This is a genomic window from Fibrivirga algicola (assembly GCF_011742925.1).
Lineage (GTDB): Bacteria > Bacteroidota > Bacteroidia > Cytophagales > Spirosomataceae > Fibrella > Fibrella algicola.
The window spans coordinates 402,136-424,417 of record NZ_WAEL01000008.1; the positions used below are offsets into that span (position 1 = coordinate 402,136).

9 protein-coding genes are annotated in these 22,282 nt (G+C 55.0%); 2 read left to right on the forward strand and 7 right to left on the reverse strand.

Annotated elements, in window-relative coordinates; all coding sequences use genetic code 11:
• Positions 1-79: 79 nt before the first annotated feature.
• Together F7231_RS21715 and F7231_RS21720 are read left to right on the forward strand one after the other, a co-directional pair.
• Entirely contained in the window at positions 80-1,108 is a 1,029-nt protein-coding gene (locus F7231_RS21715) for a sugar kinase (protein ID WP_166693501.1), read from the forward strand.
• Between the two features lie 16 nt (positions 1,109-1,124).
• The gene (locus F7231_RS21720; protein ID WP_166693502.1) at positions 1,125-1,775 is read left to right on the forward strand and encodes a beta/alpha barrel domain-containing protein; all 651 of its coding nucleotides are present in this window, start codon (positions 1,125-1,127) and stop codon (positions 1,773-1,775) included.
• A 6-nt stretch (positions 1,776-1,781) separates the two neighbouring features.
• On the opposite strand, the gene F7231_RS21725 is transcribed toward F7231_RS21720, so the two are convergent.
• The 7 genes from F7231_RS21725 to F7231_RS21755 form a co-directional block, all read right to left on the reverse strand.
• On the reverse strand, positions 1,782-2,828 hold the full coding sequence (locus F7231_RS21725; RefSeq protein ID WP_166693503.1) for an alpha/beta hydrolase family protein: 1,047 nt from the start codon (positions 2,826-2,828) through the stop codon (positions 1,782-1,784).
• 225 nt (positions 2,829-3,053) lie between these two features.
• Complete coding sequence (locus tag F7231_RS21730; RefSeq protein WP_166693504.1) at positions 3,054-5,498, reverse strand: TonB-dependent receptor; 2,445 nt, start codon at positions 5,496-5,498, stop codon at positions 3,054-3,056.
• Between the two features lie 340 nt (positions 5,499-5,838).
• Complete coding sequence (locus F7231_RS21735; RefSeq protein ID WP_166693505.1) at positions 5,839-6,285, reverse strand: DinB family protein; 447 nt, start codon at positions 6,283-6,285, stop codon at positions 5,839-5,841.
• Between the two features lie 25 nt (positions 6,286-6,310).
• Positions 6,311-7,366: a hypothetical protein gene (locus F7231_RS21740; RefSeq protein WP_166693506.1), complete on the reverse strand. Its 1,056-nt coding sequence runs from the start codon at positions 7,364-7,366 to the stop codon at positions 6,311-6,313.
• 148 nt (positions 7,367-7,514) lie between these two features.
• Positions 7,515-9,941 carry an OmpA family protein gene (locus F7231_RS21745; RefSeq protein WP_166693507.1) on the reverse strand — a complete coding sequence of 809 codons (2,427 nt, stop codon included), beginning with the start codon at positions 9,939-9,941 and terminating at the stop codon, positions 7,515-7,517.
• A gap of 98 nt (positions 9,942-10,039) precedes the next feature.
• Positions 10,040-11,020 (reverse strand): PorP/SprF family type IX secretion system membrane protein, encoded by a 981-nt coding sequence (locus F7231_RS21750; protein ID WP_166693508.1) that lies wholly within the window; start codon positions 11,018-11,020, stop codon positions 10,040-10,042.
• Positions 11,021-11,091: 71 nt separating this feature from the next.
• A partial coding sequence (locus F7231_RS21755; protein ID WP_166693509.1) for an SdrD B-like domain-containing protein occupies positions 11,092-22,282 on the reverse strand: 11,191 nt, incomplete at its 5' end.

A 22,282-nucleotide genomic window follows, 5' to 3' on the forward strand; every position in this document is an offset into this window, starting at 1 on the left:
CGGTGGTTAAATTAGCCGCCAATTAAGCTTTACTGACCACGCTGGCGCACGCAAGCAATTGCCAACTACCATTCCTCTTATGTCTACAATTTGTTGTTTTGGTGAAGTGTTGTTACGGTTTTCGCCGGTGGCGAACGGAGGATGGATTCAACAATCGACAATGCCCGTTTTTGTGGGTGGCGCCGAACTGAATGTGGCCCTGGCCCTGTCGAACTGGAACGTACCTGTTCGCTACGCCACGGGCATGCCTGTCAACGCACTTGCCAGCGATATTACCGACTACATCACCGGGCGGGGCGTTGACCCATCTGGCCTCATTCATAACCAGCCGGGTCAGACTACCGGCAACCGGATCGGCACCTATTATCTGCCTCAGGGCAGTGACCTGAAAAACGCGGGCGTAATCTACGACCGGGCGGGTTCTGCCTTCGCCGAGCTGAAACCAGGTCAGATTGACTGGGAGCCCGTTCTCCAGGGCGTTGGGCGGCTCCATATCAGCGCCATCAGCCCGGCCTTGAGCGCACAGGCCGCTGAGGTCTGCCGCGAACTACTCGCCACGGCGTCGGCCCAGGGCATTTCCATTTCCATCGATCTGAACTACCGCGCCCGGCTATGGCAATACGGCAAAAAACCCGTTGCTATCATGCCCGACCTGGTGCAGTACTGCGACGTGGTGATGGGTAACATCTGGGCGGCCAATACGCTGCTAGGCATCCCGGTTGGTGACCACATCACCGAGCAAAGTACGCAGGATGACTACGTAGCACATTCGCAGGTTACGTCTGAAGCCATTCAGGCCCATTTTCCTCGCTGCAAAGTGGTGGCGAACACATTCCGGTTTAGTAAGCAACCAACCGGTATCCGCTATTACACAACCCTGTTTACGGAGGGTAAAACGTATGTATCGCCCCTATATGAAGCCGATACGGTCGTTGACCAGATTGGTAGTGGCGACTGCTTCATGGCCGGGCTACTGTATGGCCTTTACAACAACCATGAACCGCAAACCATTTTAAATTTCGCAACGGCCGCCGCCTTTGGTAAACTGAGCGAAGTTGGCGACGATACCAAACAAACCGTTGCCGACGTATTAACCTTAACACGCTGATTAGCGGAATACAACCATGTCGACCTTCCTCCAGACCTTAGCTGACCATCCATTGGTGCCGGTATTCTACCACGCCGACGCCGAACATGCCAAATCGATTCTGAAAGCCTGTTACGACGGTGGGATGCGGGTATTTGAATTCACGAACCGCGGTGAAGCAGCCCTGCCCGTGTTTACCGAACTGGCTGGGTACGTTGCCGAACACTGCCCCGGCCTTGCGCTGGGCATTGGCACCATTCTGACCGCCGCCGACGCCGACCGGTTCATCGACGCTGGCGCTGCCTTTGTGGTGCAGCCCGTGATGACCGCCGAGGTAGGCGAAGCCTGCCGGAAACGCGGCTTGCCCTGGGTACCGGCAGGCGCAACCCTGACCGAGATTTACCAGGCTACCCAGTTGGGTGCTGAAGCTGTAAAGGTGTTTCCGGGCAATGTACTCGGGCCAGGGTTCATTAAAGCGGTAAAAGGGCCTATGCCCTGGCTGAATCTGATGGTGACCGGTGGCGTTGAACCCACCGCCGAGAGCCTCACTACCTGGTTTGGTGCGGGCGTGACGGCCGTGGGTCTCGGCTCACAGCTGTTTACCGGAGAAACTGCCTCACCCGATGCTCTTCGCGAGCGTGTGGCGACGCTGGTGCAGATTGTGGCTGATTTGAAGGCGAAGAACTAACGGAGGCTACGGGTTCAGCCACTGAACAAACCAGTCTGTCGCCCTAGTAAGAGCAGCCGGGGTTACCGCATGACCTGTGTCTTTCTGCAGGTGAAGCCGTAACCTATCGGCCGCTCCGGTCTGTTTATAGGTCTGTTCGGCAGCCGTAATGCAAGTTGTCAGGCCAGGTAATGGTGTCCGGGCATCGGAGTCGCCATTAATGACCAGCAAAGGCCGTGGCGCAATAAGGGGCAGCATGGCCGGCCCATCAAACTGGGTGTAGATCCCCGGTGCAACCCGATCATAAAAGCGACGAACAAACGCGGCATCGACCTGGCCTGCACCCGCGTCTTTAGCCGCTGCATCTACTGCCGCCTGGAACGTACCCACCCGCGACATCCACATGTCGTTATCAAGTGCCCAGCGAAAACTTTGCACACCAATCAGCGGTACGGCCACGGCAATGCGCGGGTCTACGGCAGCGGCCAGGTACGTCTCCATCCCCCCTTTCGAGAAGCCGATCACACCAATACGGGCGGCATCGACGTCAGGCCTTGTCTCTAAATAATCCAGAAGCCGCAGTACATCCCAGACGGTATCGTACAGAAACGGCCGGCCTTTACCTGTGCGGTAAGTTTGCAGCATAGCCTCTACATATTGGGTGGCGCCTGTGCCGGTTTGCCGCTCACCGTGGTACCGGCCATCAATAGCAATGGCCACAAACCCCTGAGCAGCGAGGGTTTTCAGCAACCCAAGCTGACCTTCTTTATTGCCGCCTGTACCGTGCAGTACAATGACCGCCGGCCGCCGACCGAGACCTGTCTTTTTCAGAAGAATTCCCGGCACCCGCTGCGCCTGTTCGCTGGTGTACGAAAATTGCTCCTGTGTCAATCCATCTGCATTGGGCAGGACCTTAACCGCCGCCGCCAGTGGCACACGTGGACGATCGATCATTTGTAAAAAGGCGCTTCGGGTTGCCGCTACCATACCCACTTCCTGTGCTGGCGCGTTTAGGCAGGAAAGAAATAGCAACACAAACGAGAGCCTGTTGACTTTAAAAATCGGATTGGGCATGGGAGACTATAGATCAGGATGTTGCGGCCAGAATCAAGGCGGCAATATAGCGTAAAGCACTATCGCTATAACCCGCTACTGCTTTCCCGATCCAGCCCCCATAACCGCCCAGTGCATTCGTACTCGGCTGAGGGTAAATAAGCTGTCGATTTCACCGATGTCTGCCCGTCGCAATGGACTGAAAAGGCGCGCTGTTACCCAGCACGTCATCGATTCTCAATCAAGCTAGTTGGTCCGCTGCATCTCCTCCTCGGCAGCCGTGCGGCGCTGACGGGCGGCTTTTAGCTTCTCGTTCCCAAACGTGTAGCTCAGGTTCAGAAGTGTCACCCGCGAATCGAAGCTGATGCGAATAGACTGGGCGTTTGATGGTGCCTGCTGCGTGATGATGTATCGGTTGGTGTGTAACAAATCCTGAATGCTTAGCTTCACTTTCAGGCTACTGCTAACTGTTTTTTGCAGACCCGTATCCGCCGAACCCAGCCAGGGCGATGTAGATAAGGCAATTACACTGGGGGCACTCAACCGCCCACTAAGTTCGGCCGTCCACCCTTTCCCCAGCCTGATCGCACTGGTACCAGTCAAACGACCCGATAGCTGCCTGACAAGCAGCGGAACAGATTCGTAGGTAAAGTCAAACAGGTTGTAATACCCCAATAGCGTTGTTTGCATAATCCAGCTTTTGGTAATGTTGATCGGGAAGCTAACGGTGAGGTTGTACCCCTGCGACTGGCCAATGTTTTCATACACACGATAAGCTCTGTTGCCATCGAAGGGATACAGAATCGGGAAAACCAGATCGGTTGTATAGCTGGCCCCCAGCGACGTGAACAGCTTGTTTTTGTAGCTGTGCTTCAGCTCGATCGAGTGCGTGTACTGGGGTTTCAGATAAGGGTTTCCCTGCGAGAACGCATACGGATCAATAAATGAACGGGCAGGGTTCAGGTTCTGGTAGTTGGGGCGGTCGATGCGGTAGCTGTACGACAGTGTCAGGGCCTGTTCTTTGGCGATGGGCTGCATGACAAACAAGCTCGGAAACACGTTCAGGTAGGTACGTTCCACAACATTCCGTAACGTCAGCGAATTACCTTCCGAATGGGTCTGCTCAACGCGGAGCCCCAGCTGTACGTCTGTTTTGGTAGCTAGTTTCCCCGACATACTGACGTATGCCGCACTGACCTGCTCTGTATACTGAAAATGATTCGATTGGGCCGGATCAATCTGTATGGTTCGTTCTGTACCCGTTTGTATGGTGAGGTCATTATCAGTGCGAACAAAAGCAGTTTTCACTCCCACCTCAAGCTTCCATTTGTTGGGCAACGAACGGCTGTAATCGGCTTTGGCCGAGCGAATGTCGACCGTAGTGGGCATCTGGCTAACCAACAGAGCTACCGGCGGCACCTCCCCCTCAGTATACAAAGCTGTGGTAGTCGCCAACGTATTTTCGAACTGCCGCTGGTAATGACCAAGGTCAAAATCAGCTGTTAGCTGACCTCCTTTTTCGGAAAACGTGTGTTGGAAGTTGATGTTTCCCAACTGATTACTGGCGTCAGTCTGCTGCCTTTTATCCGTTTCTGTTTGCAGATACACAGGTAACGAAGTACCACGCCGGAACACAGCCGTAGCGGGGCCACGTTCGCCGTTATCGCTCCAGAAAGCGGTCCAGGCAAGGCCAATGGTCGTCTGTTTGGTGGGCATGTAATCCAACCCAACCTTCGCGTTTTGGGCCAGGTTATTGAACAACAAGCTCGTTTTCTGCAAAGCATTATTACGCCGGTTTATGTCTGCGGAACTGCTGGAGCCCGGCACCGGATCAGACTGGTCGCGGGTAGCAACAAAGTCCCAGTAATCGCCGCCCCGGCTGAAACTGTAATTACCAAACAGGTTTACCTTCGATTCGCGATGGTTCAGTTGCAGACTGGCCCGCTCCCGGTCGTGCCGGCCCGACCCGCCCGTAATCGAAGTCGCTCCATTGGTCCCTACACTGTTGTTTTTCTTGAGGCGAATGTTGATGATGCCAGAGTTACCGGCAGCGTCGTACCGAGCGCCAGGGTTGGTGATCAGTTCAATCTTCTCGACGTTATCACTCGGCATATTCTTCAACAGGTTTACCACGTCCTGCATCGACAGGTACGTTTGTTTTCCATCGATCTGCACGATGACCCCGTCTTTACCGCGCAATTGCAGGGCATCATTCTGCCGGTCGACGGTTACGCCGGGGGCTTTTTCCAGCACCTCAAGCGCCGTACTGCCACTCGCGATAATACTGCCCGCCACGTTGATCACCAATCGGTCAATTTCCTGTTCAACGAATGGTTTTTTAGTCGCTACCGTCACCTCCTTTAAGGTGTTCACCGATTCGATCATGGTAAGCGGTGGAGCGTCCAGTGGCAACGTACCTACCTCAAACACCGTTGACTGGGTAACTCCGTAGCCTATTGCCGAAGACGATAGCCTGTAGTGTCCGGGCCTGATAGCTACGAACTCATAGCTCCCCGTTTCTTTGCTGATCGTCCCTTTTACAAGGCTCGAATCACGAGCATGTAACAAGGCGACGCTGGCAAATGGGATACCCTTACCAGCGCCATCACGCACTGCGCCGGTGAGGGTAGTCTGAGCAGACGCACGGGTTGTCAGTACAATCAGGAGAAAAAGAGTACGGAGCGTATTCATGGGTGTGGCGAGGATAACAGTAGCTGCCGCTGGCAGTAGCCGTCGACACTACAATATTCCTCTGCTTCCACCGAACCGACTTTTGGATTTAAGCCAAATGCTATCGATTTTGAGACAGTTCCTACCGTTGGATAAATCCGATAGACAATTTTTGACAAACAGTCTGATTATCAACACCAAATTGACAATATCATTGCAATTAGTGGACGCAGGAACAACGCCTGAGTATGGCGCAATCCGCCCCAAGCCATTTTACCCGACCCTAAACAATGTCGACTGAAATCGAGGTATGTAGCTGCCTTAACGACGACTAATTCTGTTGCGACAAGGACTGTCACTACTACCTAGTAACCAGCCGCCGATGGTAATTGATCTGTCCCAGGTGATAAGCCAGATGGGTGGCCAGATGCACCAATAGAAAGCCCGTCGATGTTTTGTTCTCGAAGACCAGCAGCGGGTATTCCTCTTGTAAACGGGCTTCATCGAGGCTCAACAACGTCCGTGATACAAGCGAGGCCGTTTCATCGAGCTGAGCCAGCAGCACCGCCCGGGGAATGTCACGAAGTGAAAACTCAAGGTCGCGCTGACGAACGTACCCAGACTGCCCCAGTTCGCCACCGATGTAGGTGTTCAGGTTGCCAATCAGGTGTAGGCACAAATTACCCGCCGAGTTGGTAATTCCTGGCGGTACAGCCCAGATCTGTTCTTCGTTTGAGTACTGGTTGAGCTCGCTGCTGACTTTAGCAAGATCGCGTTGAAAGAGGGAAGTGAGGGTTTCGAGCAACATAACAGCGTTTTATGCAAAAGTAGGGTCAATGCCTGTTTAACCACTCGAAATAATCGGCCTCTACCGCTTCGCCGTTATATACGCGGCCAACCAACTTGCCGGCATTGTCGTACGTTAGCTTATGATAGGTATGGTCATGGTTTGGGTAAGCTCTCAGCGTCAGATTTGTTTTGCCGCGTCGGGCAAATTCGAGCGGGAGAATATCATTGGAGGTGGAGCCCACGTCGGCCGTGCCGTAAATGATACAAATCGGAATGGTCAGTGCCAGCAGGTACTCTTTGTTACGGTCATGCGAGAACGAGTACGTAGTTCGATTCGGGTCGCCTACAGCACCAGTTACCGCTAGCGAATCGCGGCAGATGGCGGCCCATTCCTGCTGCAACGCTGTCACCCGGCGCTGTGCCTCTTCATGAGTGTATTCACCCGTAAACGCTTTAGCCCGTTCAGTGCGAATAATCGATTGAAACCGGCCTTCCAGTCCACCCGACGAGGCAATCAAGTGCGTGATTTGCTTATTAGTGTATGCTGTTTTTATGGCCACATGATAGCCCTCAGAACCACCCGCTAGTACCACTCGCTTCGAATCGGCCCAGCGCTGTTTCAACACAAAATCGAGTACAGCGTTAGTTTGGGCCACATAATAATCGAGGTAATTACGGGTCAGGTACGTTGCCGGGTACATAGCCGGGTGGGGCTTTTCACGAGTGCTGAACAACGTATCCAGATACGCATCATTAACCACCAGCGGCAGACCCGGTTTGGCAATCATGATACTGTACTGTTCCGCTTCGTGGCTGTAACAGGTTCGGGGTAATTCCGTCAGCGCAGGCTGGCCCGTTTTGGGATTAACCGTTAACAGCGGGATAGGCAGCGAGCCTTGCCGAAACAGAAAAATCGGCTTCTTCGTTAACAGGGTCTCGCGCGATGAAACAACTGCAAACGAAACAGAATCGTTGGGGAACGGGCTAGCGAATGGAACAGTAAACACAACGCAATTGCCCACCCGCCGTTGGGTATACTGGCCCCTCACCAGTCCCGGTAACCCAGCCAGTATCAAAAGTAAACTAACGGTTAATCGCATAAGTAACGCCGCATTCGGTTAAAGCGTAAAGATGCGGTGCCTGGCTAACCTGCGTCAACATAAGAATTGTTAAATGCAGAAGCCGGGCCCAGTATAACTGAGCCCGGCTTCTGGAAAGTAGCGCATCAGGTACGTACCTGACCACCACTTATTCTACCGTTAAGATCTTGACTTCGGTCCGTCGGTTTTGCTGGTGTTGCTTTTCGGTGCAGTTCACGCCGTCTTTACACCCATTCACCAGGACTGACTCGCCATAGCCCATTGCTTTCATTCGGTTCAGGGTGACGCCTTTCGACGCTAGATAGGCAACAGCGGCTTTGGCCCGGTTAGTCGACAAGGTTTTGTTGTACATCGCCTTCGACCGGCTATCTGTATGCGAGCGCATCTCGATGGTAATACCGGGGTACCGCTTCAGCATGTACACGACCCGATCCAGTTCAAGGGCCGCATCGCGGCGTATTTTTGATTTACCACGATCATAATAGATGTTGTCTATCGTCAGAATATCACCGGCCATCAGCATAGTCAGGTCGGGGGTTCCGGTGCCATCGGCGGCAATACGCGATCCAATCGTCACCATGTTATCTACCGTGGCTTCCAGCTTGTACTCGCAGCCCAGAATAGTCGTAAACGAGTACAGCCCGTTTCCGTCAGATACCATCGTCCACGACGACCCGTCGCATTCATTCTCCAGCCTGATCTTAGCCTCCGACACGGGCGCTTTATCGCGTTGCCGCACTACCTTACCCTGCTGCTGCACAACTACCCCCGTTACGGCCCCGGCCGTAGCGACCGCTGGTGCCACCACTGGCGCTGGCGTTGGATGACTCAACGCTATTTCAAGCCGCGAAGGCTGATCGTCCTGCAGGTTGTGCGTCGCAAACCCAATCTTGCTGCTGATGTATCCTGTATGCATAGCCAACAGCGTCAGTTCACTTTCGGCATCAACGCATATCCTGACATCGCCGTTGGCATCGGTCTGTAGTTCTTTCCGGTCGTTACCGGGCTCGCCACCCTGCAGCACTAGCAGTGTATTTGGCAGCGGCGCTTTGGTCACCTCATCAAATACGTTGACGGTAAGCTGGCGGCATGGATATAGGGAACCTTCGCGGCTGAACCGGTAGATGTCGTCATCAGAGCCTCCATTTTTACGGTTGCTGCTGAAATAACCCGATTTACGGTCGCCGTCTGTCACGATACCGAAGTCATCTTTGGCTGAGTTGAGTGGCTCGCCGAGGTTACGTATATTCTTCGTCGCCTTTCCATCGGGCGTAAGCTCAACATAAAACATATCGAGATCACCCAGTCCCGGTAACCCGTCAGAAGCCAGATATAAATTCCCCTTTTCGTCGACAAACGGGAAGAGCTCGTTTCCTTTTGAATTGACCTCGGCACCCATATTCACTGGGGCCGACCAGCGGGTTCCCTCCCACTTAGACACGTAGATATCGGTGCCGCCAAAGCCACCGGGCATATCTGAAGCAAAATAGAGCCGCTGGTTATCGCGACTTAGCGCCGGGTGCCCGGTCGAATATTCGTCATTATTGAACGGCATTTCCTCAATGTCGACCCAGATACCATTTACCTGACGGGCAGTGTATAGTTTCAACTTGTTTACTCCGTCTTTGCTGGCGGCCGACTGACCGTTGTTGTAGTTGTTGCGGGTAAAAATAACCCGGGTACCGTCGGCACTGAATGTGGCGGGACCTTCGTGGTATTTGCTGTTCAACGATTGGCTGAACTGCTCCGATTCAGAGACGGGCACCATGCCGTAGCCTTCGCCGGCCGCCATCTGACTACCGCCAAACACACCGGGCGTGCGGCTGTCATTGGCCGTACTGGCCGTAAAATCGTCGCGACCAAGCGGCCGGTACGACTGGGCTCTCAACTGACGGCGATTGGCTTTGCCCGCGCTTATATCGGTTGGCTGGCTCCCTTTCACAGTGCTACGCTCAGGCAGAAAATACAGGTCGAGAAATGGCGTATTGTCCCACTTAAACACACGGCGAACCCCATTTTCAGTCTTGGACGACGTTACAAATACCAGTCCCTCGCGGTAGTAGGCCGGGCTAAATTCGGGCTGTCGCGTGTTGAGGTCCAGGAAATCGACCCGGTAGCTACCCGCGTTTTCGGTCAGGGCGCTCACGTCCCGGTAGAGTTTCGAGAACCGGGGTGCCCGGCTGTCAGCTCCCTGCAGGGTGCCATACGTCTCGTAAGCTTCCTGGGCTTCTTTGTACTTTCCGTTGCTGGCCAGGGCCTGAGCAAAGTGCAGGTATGCATCGGCATAATCGGGGGGCAGTTCACCCTGCCCGATCAGTTCACGATACACCCGTTCGGCGTTTTTTGTGTCGCGCAGCTGACGGTAGCAGTACCCCAGTTTAGCCCTAACCTGACGTACCTCGGCTTCGGTTGGTAGCTGAACCTCTTTAATGGCTTGTTCGTAGAGTTCAGCGGCTGGCGCATACGCCAACTGAGCAAATTGCTGATCGGCGCGTTTGGTAGCGTTCTGAGCAACAGCAAGGTGCCCGAGTAAGAGAAATAGCCAGCAGACGGGGATAGAGAAACGAACGTTCATACGTGGTAATGCTGTATGAGAATGGGTTAGAACGAAGAAAGGGTATACACTCCAATTGGAGCATATACCCTCTGAATAGCAAATACTTTGCCGAACTCTTAGAAATAACGTGGCGTCAGGATTTTGTTCCGGTTGAAGCCCAATTCATAACGAAGCATGATCTCATGTGAGCTGGGGGCAAACTTCATCAGGCCGTTCAGCGTGCGGTCGTAGGCGTAGCCCAATCGGAACTGATCGCTCAGTTGCAGCTCAAGCAGGCCCACAATGGCATCGTTGGTCTGGTCGGTGAACGTGTAGAACTGGTTGCGGCGATACGACGTACCGATAGCTACCCGATCATTGATCCAGAGGTTTACGTTACCGTCAAAGCCAAGTGGCGAATCTTCGGCGTACTTCACCAGCATCGACGGCTTCAGCTTCAGCGCGGGGCTCAGGCCGATCACAAACCCACCCATCGCATAGGCCTGACGGGCCTGCCGGGAACGAACACCCGGAGCGTTGAAATCGCTCAGGTTGTTGCGCAGCAGACGGGGTACCGATAAACCAAGATACGACCGGTCATTGCTCACGTAGATACCCGTTCCGAAGTTGGGGAGCATCTTGTTGATGTCGGTTGCAAAAGCCGGATCGACCGGCCCAAGCTGACCAGGCGACGTCACTACTTCCGACAGCCGGTTGCTGTAAGCCGATACGCCACCGGTTAAGCCCAGCGAGAGGGTTGATCGTTCGCCTACCCGAAAGCGGAAGGCGTAGGAAGCATAAGCCCCCGTTTCCATCTGCTTACCGATACGGTCATTGTAGAGTTGAAGTCCAACGCCAACCCGTTCCCGGTTCAGCGGCATGTCGGCAGTGAACGTGGCCGTTTGCGGGGCACCCTCCAGACCGATCCACTGCGCCCGGTAAAGGGCTGTCATGCTCAGCACGTCGCGGCTACCGGCATAGGCCGGGTTGAGCGCCATCATGTTGAACATGTACTGCGAGAACATCTTGTCCTGCTGCGCCTGGACCCGGCTGCTTCCAACCCCGAGGGTTAGGAGCAGCACAGCTGCCCAAAGTTTAAAAGCGTGTTTGTTACACATATCAGGTAGACTGCTTTGGTAGTTTTCGGTTCACTGTAGCCCGCCGCGGCGAGCCACAGTGAACCTACTTTTTACCGGTTAATCGTCATGTATCTCACAAATTCCCGGCCATCACTCAATTTCACGACGTAGAAGTACGTACCGTCTGGTAGCCCATTGCTGGTGTTACCAACCTGTGCTCCCGTGTTCGGCTTACCATCCCAGTCGTTCTTGTAGTCTTCGCTGACGTAGACACGGTGGCCCCAACGGTTGAAGATTTCAAGATTAACTGTCAGCCCCTGCGCACCCGTGATCACAAAGGTATCGTTTACACCGTCTCCGTTTGGCGAGAAGCCCTCAGGAATAAACAACGTTTGCAGATTTAGCGGCAAGTTCAGCGGTGTCGCTTCGCTTTCGTTCAGATCAGTCGGGTTGCTATTCGCATTCGGATCAGGGTTCATGCCGTTTGTCGACACGTCACGAACCGTTTCCAGACCAGCCTTCGCCACCGCATACACCGTGTTGAAGAACGTACTTGTCTGTCCGGCGGTCACCACATTGATTCGCACCAACAGGGTGTCCGTTGCTCCTACTGCAAGGCGACTCGTTGAATCACCGGTTACGAGCACAGGATCAGTGTTGCCGTTAAAGCCCGGGTTCACCTTCAACTTACTACCTGCCGATGCAATTGGTGTGCCAAGAACACTGAAGCTGGCGCCAACCTGTGGATTAAACACCTTCGACAGGCTATCCGTCAACATCACATTACTCAGGGCCACCGTACCGTAGTTTTTAACCAGCACGCGGTAGGTCACATTGTAGCTTCCGTTGGCCTGACGAGCCGTATCGCTCACCATCATCGCCACCCCAATGTACGGAGCACCTGGCAGGCTGTTCAGCACCACACCGGTTCCGTTGTTATTGTTGCGCGGATCCAGGTCACCGTCTGGGTCTACGTTCGAACCGGTGTTCGACGTATCACGCACGGCTACCGAACCACCCATGGCCGAACCAAGAGCAATGTTGGTGAAGCTTAGCGACGTAGCCTGCGTTACATCAACCCGAACAACCAACTGCACGTAGCGAATCGCTTTCACCGGCAGGCTACTAGCCGTGGTATCGAGCAGGTTAGTCAGCAGACCCAGACCCGTGTAGGCAGGGTTTACTTTCAGACCGGCATCGGCCGTTACCGTTACGCTTGTCACCTGTGCTCCATTACCGAACGCTTTCGACAGGTCATCAACTACCTGCACCTGCTTCAGATCCGTCGTACCCAGGTTACAAACCTTAATCGAGTAAGGCACATCCCACACGTTGTTGGCTACCCGCACCGGAGTACCTACTGCCTTGGCCAGGCCAATGAGCGACGAAGGCAGATCAAAGCGAACCGCTGTCCGCGTATCATCTTCAGGCACAACCATTGTACCGGCGTTCGACTTGTCGCTGACCGTCAGTGTCGTATTCTCTGGCTTACCCGAGGCATGTACCTGGCTGTAGAATGGTCCGTTGGCTCCGTTTGGCTTCACGTTGATCGTGTAAGTGAGCGTATCCTGCTTACCAGCCGCCAGGCGACTTGCCCAACTGTTCAGGTAGTACGGCGCATTGCTTCCATCAAAGTCCCCACTCACTACCAGCTGGCTACCTGCATTTGCCACGAGGCCACTCACGATTGAGTACGACGATGGGCTTGGGAATGCATTGGCAATGGTATCGAGCAGACTCACGTTTGTCAGCGTAGTGCTACCGAAGTTCTTCACATACACCTTGTAGGTCACGTTGTAGCTATCGTCAGCCTGCTTCGCCACCGAGGCAACCGACATGGCTACACCCAGTTGCTTGGCCTGTGGCTTCGGCGTTGCCTGAATCGTGATCGACGTGCCACCACTGTTGTTGGTTGGATCACCGTCCTTATCAGGGTCAGCGTCATTACCAGCCACCGATGCGTCGCTCACCTGCGTAGTCGAGTTCATGGCCGTTGCCATAGCCGTGTTCATGAACGTCCGGTCTACAGAGTCGGCTTTGTTCAGCCGTACCGTAGTCGTCAGCATAAACGTAGCTGTCTGACCAGCAACCAGCGTGCTGCTGGCAGCCAGCATCTGAGTTGTGCTACCGGCGCCGGTGAAGGCGGGGTTCGCAACCAGTTTGCTGCCCTCAGTCGTTGTCAGTTGGGTCGTAAGTACTTTACCCGCTCCGAAAACAGCCTCCAGATCATCCGTTACACCAACTGCCGTTAGGTCCTCATCACCATAGTTGGTGACAGCAAACCGGTAGGCTACGGCCAGTGTACTGTCGTTCGTAAACGATGGGCTGCCAATCACCTCTTTGGCCAGACCAATCAGGCCGGCTTTGAAGGGTGAGTTGTCAGTTACCGTTACGCTCGATGTGTTGTTACCGGTGGTGGCATCAATGACATCGCTGTAGGTAATGCTGGCGGTGTTCATCACACTACCCTTCTTAGTCAGGCGGGCCATGAACACGATCGAATCGGAGGCACCAACAGCCAGGCTGTCGAACCGCTTCGTGATCGCTCCGTTCGCTACCGTATACGATACGGGCGAGTTAGAGACTACCAGGTTCAGCCCCTGCGGCAGTACGTCGCGGATGTCCACGTTGTATGCTTTGTTCGGACCGTTATTTTTCACCTTCAGTGTATAAGTCAGCGCTTCGCCCACCTTAGCCGATGTGTTACTCACCAGTTTGGTGATGGCCACGTCGGCCGACTTCCCGTTATCAACGGCGCAGTTGATCACTTTCACCACCACTTTGGCCGGCATGCTCACACACTGACTGGTAGTACGCTCGAAGACGTAGTAGGTTCCGTCACCAGCGGCGCCTGGGTTCATTACCAGTGCCGACGATACTGACTCACCCATACGGAACTCGTAGGTACTTCCGGCCGTGGTAGCAGCCAGAGCCGTGCTCAGGCTAACCGTAGTAGCCGGGCAGGCGTTGCGCAGGTTGGCAACCAGCGGAGCTGCTACCGGAGCCGCTACGTGGATGGTTACCGGAGCCGATGGAACCGAGCTACAGCCGTTCTGGTCAAAGACCTGAACGCTGTAACTACCGCCCTGTTTTACCATAATCGACTGCGTCGTTGCCTTGCTGCCCGTCGAGCTGGTCCAGAGGTAGGTGAACCCGGCTGGTGCCTGAAGCTTCACTGAGTCACCGAAGCAAAGCTGGGTGGCCCCGATCACCGACACGGTCGGCTGCTCTTTCGGTCCATTGAAGGTCAGTACCATGGCGTCGCTCTTCGTGCCACAGGCCGTGTTGTTGGTTTTCACTGAGAATGTCAGTGTGACCTGGCCGGCCTGTACATCCGTCGCCGACGGAGTGTACAGAGCCTGACCGCTAAAGGCATTGTCGAACGTACCTGTTCCGCTGGTTGTCCATTGGGTTGTCAGGTTATTTCCGGTTGCCTTACCGTCTAATTTATACGTCTTGGCTGCGCATACTGCAGCATCCAGACCAGCACTCGCCGTCACTGGGTTGTCACCGCATGGCAGCTGATCGCCGCATCCGATAATGTTCACCTGGATTGGCGATGGCAGGCTGTAGCAGCCGCTGGTCGTTTTCTCCACTACGTAGTACGTACCTGACACCGTTACGTTGGTGTTGGTCAGCTTCGTAGCCGGGCTTATCGTGCTGCTTGAGTAGTACTCCAGCGTGCCACCAGTTGTCTGCACAGGACCTACCGCACTAGCCAGGTTTACGGCCAGAATTGGGCAGGCATTGCTTAGATCTGTTGTTTTAGGCTGTGGCACTTTTGGCAGCACCGTCACCACGATGGCGTTAGACACCTTGCTCTTACAGTTGTTCGAGGTGCAGCACTGCGCCGTGTACGTTGCCGTTGTGGCTGGGTTCACGGTGATGCTGCTACCTACCTGGTTGTTACTCCAGATAGCGAAGGCACCGGCAGGGCAACCACTGGCCGTCAGCGTAACCGGCGTGCCGAAGCAGGTTGTTACGTTGTTGGTCGAGTTGTTGACCGTGATCGTTGGCGTACCTGGCTGACCAACCGTCAGTTTGCAGGCAGGCGACCAATCGCTCTGGCAGGCATCAAGCGTACACTTCACAGCGTAGGTTGTGCTTTCGCCCGGTGTTACCACGATGCTCGACGTTATTGCGCCATTGCTCCAGAGGTAACCGGCATTCTCGCATCCCTGAGCCGTCAGTGTAGCTGGGTCACCCGCACACACAGTTGGCTTGTCGCAACCGATCGTTGGCACTTTCAGCTGAACCATGTAGTGGTCGATCATTTCCGAAGGCTTGCTGCTGCAACCGTCTACGGTGCATACTGCGCTGAACCATGAGTCGTGAACAACCGTGAAGGTAAAGACACTACCCACGGCGCCACCACCCCAGCTCACCTGACCGTTTTCGCAGCCTGTAGCCGTCAGCGAGACAACCTCACCGTAGCAACGGTTTGCTTTGCCCGAGCCAAGGATAATCGGAGCAGGTACGTACTTCACTTTCGTACGGGCACCCGTTACATCCAGGTCTGCGCAAATCATCTTCGTGTGAATCAGGTTCAGCACATCCGAGCCAGTCGTTGTTCCAGGAACCACCACCGACAGGTCGAGGGTAGCCGGGTTGTAGACCAGCGTATGGATCGTGTAGATTCCGGCTTCAGTCGCAGGCACCGTGAAGGTTGGTGTTGCGCTGGTCTGCTGAATCACCAGGTTGGCTCCTTTCGTCAGCACGTAGCGGACTGCGAAGTTGGCTGGTACCACGCGGCCGCCGTTGTCGGTTGCCGAGAGAGTTACCGTTGTCATTGTCGAGGCACATACTTCGCTCACAGTAGCCACCAGCGAACCGGCTTTAGCTGTGCACATGTCAGGCAGGCGCTTGCGAACCGTGATCGTTGGCGACGGATCGCTGTTGCAGGTACGGAAGCGGCACACGGCCGTGTAGTAGCTGACAGCAGCACCTGGTGCCACCACGATTGACGTACCCGTCTGGTTAGTGTTCCACGTTACCGTACCTGGGCAGTTCGATGCTGTCAGCGTCACGCTTTCGCCTTCGCTGATGATCGTGCTGCTGGCCGATACGGTTGGCACCGTTACAGGCACCACCTGAATCGTGTACAGTTGCGACGGTGCGCTCATGCAGGCACCATCTACACATTTAACCGAGTAGCTGGTTGTGCTGGTCGGCGACACAGAGATCGTTGCCTTTCCGTTATCGGCCGCCCCCGTACTCCACATTGGCGTACCTGAGCAGTTCTGCACCGTAAGCTCAACTGATTCGCCTGGGCAGATCACCGAGGTGCTGCAGACTACTGTTGGTGCTGGTGGTGTCGTGATACCGATCGTGATCACACGTGACTGTGGGCTTCCGCAGGTTGTTGCCTGCTTGCAGCTCGCCGAGAATGTGTTGGCGTCGGCCGTTGGCATCACCACGATTGACGTACCCGTCATGCCGTTCGACCAGTTCACGATGCCGTTCGTGCAGTTACCAGCTGTCAGCGTTACGCTGCCACCGTTGCAGACCGACATAGCCGAGGCGGCAATTGTTGGTGCTGTTCCGGCCGTCTTCACGATCACCTTCACGGTGTTCGATGGTACGCTTTCGCAATTGTCGGTTACGCAGATCGCCGTGTAGTCGGTGTTGATCGTTGGTACAACAATCACCGAGCTGCCTGTCAGATTACCCGGCATCCACTTAACTGTTCCGTTGGCACAGCCTTCAGCGACAGTCAATGTTACCGACTCACCCGAGCAGATGGCCGTGTTCGGGATAGCCCGAATCGTTGGTGCAGATGGCTTGCCTACCTGGATCGTCACCGATTTTGATGGCTGGCTGATGCACTCGCGAACTTTACAGAATGCGTAGTAGCTCGACGTGGCGGTCATAGTTACCGAGATAACGCTGCCCGTCATGTTGTTGCTCCAGGTTACGTTTCCGGCGCAGCCTGTAGCCGTCAGGGAAACTACCGTGCCCGTGCAAACAGACGACGCAGAGGCCACTACCGTTGGTACCGCCGCTGGTATCACCTTGATCGTGTAGTCGTTCGAGCGTGGGCTGGTGCAGGCACCATCTACGCACTGTACTGAGTAGCTGTTGTTACCCTCCGTTGGCATCACAATGATGCTTGCGGTGGTTTCACCTGTGCTCCAGCGTGGCGTACCAACACAGTTCTTAGCTGTCAGCTCAACCGACTCGCCTGGGCAAGCTTCCGTTGTGCTGCAAACCACCGTTGGCTTCGGCAGATCGTTGCCCACTTTGATAACCTTCTCCGTCGACGTGCTGTAGCAGTTGTTGATCCGGCACTGTACGGTGAGGCGCGTTTCAGACGTAACCGTCAGCGACACCACAGAACCGGTCAGTCGGCTGTCAGACCAGAAGAGCTGGCCATTCTGGCAACCAACCGCAGTGAGGCTCACTACACCACCAGCGCAAACCTTGTCGGCGCTAGCCAGGATAGTTGGTGCGTTCACTTCTGTTACCGTTACCGTGATCGGGTTCGACTTCTCGCTGATGCACGTACCTACTACACAACTAGCCGTGTAGGTCGTTGTCATGGTTGGGAAGACTTCGATGCGGTTACCCGTCATCCCGTTCGACCACTTCACAGTGCCACCACAATCGCGGGCTGTGAGCACCGTCGATTCGGCTGGATCATGCTGGCAGATCGCGGTGATAGCGCAGGCGATCGTTGGTGCAGGCGTGTTGCAATCCACCACCGTGATACCCGCGGTAGAGGTATTGTTCTCCGGCCGGTTCGGGTCATCATTGACACCTACTACAGTTGCCCGGTTCACTACTGAGCCACCACCCTTGATCTTCACCTGCAGAATCAGGCTGCGATCGGCACCATTCACCAGATTACCTACTGTCCAGATACCCGTGCTGGCGTTGTAATCGCTAGCTGGCGTTGCGCTCACGAACTCAAGTGAGGCAGGCAGCATGTCGGTTACCGCTACTGCCGTGGCGTTGACAGGTCCGTTGTTGGTTACCGTGATACCATAGGCAACTACATCACCTATCTTATACGGCCCTTCCGTCATTATTTTCTTCGCTACGGCGAGGTCGGCCAAGCAGGTAGCTTTCACCGTTACAATCACCGGCGTTGACAGCAGACTTGTGCAGCCCGCCGCACTTACGGCTTCAGCTGTGTAGGTCGTTGACACCAGTGGTGTAATGGTCAGGCTCTTGCCGCTGGTTGTTGCACCAATCAGCACGCCATTTGCATACCAGTTGAGCTTTGCTCCCGTTGTGAACCCGAACAGCTTGGTGCTGCTGCCTTTGCAGAGGATCTCCTCTTCGCAGGCTACACCAATTGGTGCGTCGGGCCGCTTATTAATCACTACGGCTACCGTGCTGCGGGCAGGTGTGCAAACACCGTTTCCGTCAGGGTCATTGGTAACCACCGTAAACAGCACCTGACCAGCAGCGATATCCGCAGCCGACGGCGTATACATCGCCGTGAGGCTGTTGCTACCTGTTAGCGTGCCGGCAGTAGCCGTGTTAGATGGCATCCAGGTCACACCCGTTGCCGAGCCGCCGATTGAAGCTACCAGCGTAATCTTATCACCTTCGCAAACCGAGCCTGATGTGAGGCTGGTCGACACAGCGGCCACGCTCTGGCAGCTGCAATCGATCGTGTTCACCGTCAGTACAGCCGGGTAGCTGTAGCATCCGTAGCGTGAGCGCTCGAACAGGTAGTACTCACCTGCGCCTACGGCGGTCAGGTTCGTTACCAGCGGACTGGTCTCACTGATGCCCGTGCGCCATTCCAGCGTGCTGCCGGCAAGTGGCACATTGTTCAGTTTCACCGTTGTCAGGTCAAACGTCTTGTCTTTGCAGATCGTCGTTTCCTTCAGGCACGATGGTGTGTTCGGGCGGGCGTTGACGATGATGACCACCGGCTTAACCTCGCTCTTACAACCGTCGGCTGTTTCGGCCTGTACATAGTACGTCAGATTAGTCGTTGGTGCTACTTCGACCAACTGACCGCTTGCGGTTGTGAACGACAGCACCTGCGCCGTGGCGTCGAGGTACCAGTTCACTTTCGAGGCACCTGCAGCAATAGCGCTCACCGAAGTGGCACCACCTACGCAGAGGCTCATATTCGTTGTTCCGGCTACCAGCATCAGCGGTGTAGCGCACTTCGTTTGCACACCGGCATCGATAGTCAGGTTGTTCCGGCCTACGTTACCCAGCGGCAGTGACGTGTTGATCGTGATCAGTTTGCTGAATCCATCAGCACCCGCATCGCTATCAACCGCACGGTCATTGCCCACCTCGTTCAGGGTGAAGGTCTCACCCGTTGGCAGCGTGAACTTCACTTTATACGTACCCGAGATCAGGTTATCGAACAGATAGTAACCCGTACCATCCGTCACCGTCTCAGAGAGTGCGTTGGTGAGGTCTCCGCTACCGAAGAGCTGCACAGTAATACCGGCAATGCCAGTGTTACCGTCATTCTGGATACCGTCGTTGTTCGTATCGCGCCATACATAGTTGCCAATTGAACCGTACGGAACGATACCGGCATCAATGGTCAGGTTAACACGGGCTGTGCTCGAGAGCGGTTGGGTTACGTCGATGGTGATGACATCCGTCAGTCCATCAACTACACCGGCATTGCTGTCGAATTCAGTCGAAACGCCCGTTCTGTTCTTTGTTGTAAACACACTTCCGGCAGGGGCAGTGAACTTCACGACATACGTACCCGAAGGCAGGTTGTCGAAGAGGTACTTACCCATGGCGTCGGTTGTGGTCGTGGCCAGTGGCGTGCTGGTATTCGCGGCAGCAAAGAGCTGTACCGTGATACCTGGTACGCCTGGCTCTACACCAATAGCACCCTGCTGACCGTCGTTGTTGTAGTCGAACCACACGTAGTCACCAATGGCACCCACGTTGCGGATAAATCCACCATCAACCGTCGAGTTGTATTCACCACTCGTAAGCGTGATGTTCTGGCTACGTCCTGTCAGCGGATCAGCACCGATATCACTGTCATTTTCCCGGTTGGTGCCAGACAGCGGCGTTGTTGCCGTATACCCTACTGGCGTCGTGAAATTGACGCTGTAGTTGTTGCCTGTACCAGGTGTCAGACCCGTGAATGAGTACATACCCGTTGCATCACTGGTCGTAGTAGCCACGGCCGAACCGTTTTGGTAGAGCGTCACCACCACGCCTGGCAGTGCGCTGTCACCCAGATCCTGGATGCCGTTACGGTTCACATCGACGAACACGTAGTTGCCCAGTGAGGCAGGCCGGAAGAATCCAGCATCTACCGTTGAGTTAAACTCGTCGGCCGTCAGTGAGTACACACCCGTCAGACCCGTTGCTTTATCCGCATCTGAATCCAGCGCATCGCTGCCTACGTTCGGCATCGTTGGCAAGTAACCCATTGGCTGACCGAAGCCCACCATATACGGTGTACCTGGCGTCAGACCCGTAAACGAATAATAGCCGCTTGCATTCGTCACCGCGTTGCTGATGGCTGAGCCATTCGTATATAACGTTACTGTTACACCTGGGATAGCCACGTCGCCCGCGTCCTGAATGCCGTTGGCATTCTTGTCTTCGAAGACGTAGTCACCCAAGCCTGCTGTTGGCCGGAAGAAGCCGCCATCTACGGAGGTGTTGCTTTCGCCGCTGCTCAGGGTTACACCCGTCGTACGACCCAACACAGGGTCAATATCCGAGTCCAGCCCATCGAAGCCGACGTTCGGTGTCGTTGGTACAAAACCTGTCGGAGCTGTGAATCCTACCGAGTAGGTGTTGCTCGAACCAGGGGTCAGCCCTGTGAATGAGTACAGACCCGAACCGTTGGTTGTCGTTGTAGCCACGGCCGAACCATTCTGGTAGAGCGTCACCACAACACCCGAGATTGGGGTGTCGCCTGTGTTCTGCACACCATCGCGGTTCGTGTCGTTGAAGACATAGTCACCCAGGGAAGCAGGCTTGAAGAAACCGGCGTCCACTGTCGAGTTAAACTCGTTAGCCGTCAGCGAGTACACACCCGTCAGACCCGTCAGCTTATCCGCATCCGAATCCAGGGCGTCGCTGCCCACATTCGCCAGCGTTGGCATGTACCCAGCTGGCTGCCCGAAGCCTACCACGTACTGTGTAGCAGGGGTCAGCCCTGTGAACGAGTACAGACCAGATGCATTCGTTGTCGTGGTAGCAATGGCCGAGCCATTGGTGTAGAGCGTTACCACTACACCTGGGATGGCCACGTCACCCGCGTCCTGAATGCCATTAGCATTCTTATCCTCGAAGACATAGTCACCCAAGCCTGCTGTCTGCTGAACAAAGCCACCGTCAACAGTTGAGTTGCTCTCGCCGCTAGTCAGAGTCAGTCCTGCACTACGGCCTGTGATCGGATTGATATCCGAGTCAGCAGAGCGATCTGTTCCTGAAAGTGGCGTCGTAGCCGTGAAACCCGATGGTGCTGTGATACCGACGCTATACGTATTCGATGCGCCTGGCGTCAGACCCGTGAACGAGTAGAGGCCATTTACGTCCGTAGTCGTTGTAGCGACCGGCGTACCATTTTGGTAGAGAACAACAGTCACTCCAGCAATCGGCGTGTCGCCTGGCGATTGAACGCCATTCTGATCTCTATCATTGAACACATAATCACCCAGTGAAGCAGGTTTATAGAAACCAGCGTCCACAGTTGGGTTAAACTCACCCGAAGCCAGTGTATATGTACCTGTCCGGCTAGTCATCATGATCAGATCCGAATCGATCTCATCATTGACACCCACATTGGTCGTCGTCGGCATAAAGCCTGACGGTGTGGCGAATCCAACCTGGTACACGCTCTGATTACCTGGGGTTAGCCCCGTGAACGAGTACAGACCGGAACCATCTGTCGTAGTGGTTGCGATAGCGGTACCGTTCTGGTACAGCGTCACCAACACCCCTTGGATAGCCACGTCACCCGCGTCCTGAATGCCGTTGGCATTCTTGTCTTCGAAGACATAGTCACCCAGGCCTGCTGTTGGCTGGAAGAAGCCAGCATCCACTGACGTGTTGCTCTCCCCGCTGCTCAGGGTTACCGCCTGAGTCCGCCCTGTGATCGGATCCACATCCGAGTCCAGCCCATCAAAGCCCACGTTGGGCGAAGTAGCCGACAGACCAGTCGGCGTGGTGAAGCCCACCGCATAGCTGTTGCTCGAGCCAGGGGTCAGCCCTGTGAACGAGTACAGACCGTTGACATCCGTGGTGGTCGTAGCGATAGCCGAACCGTTTTGGTAGAGCGTTACTACCACACCTGGGATGGCCGTGTCACCCGTGTTCTGGACACCGTCACGGTTGACATCA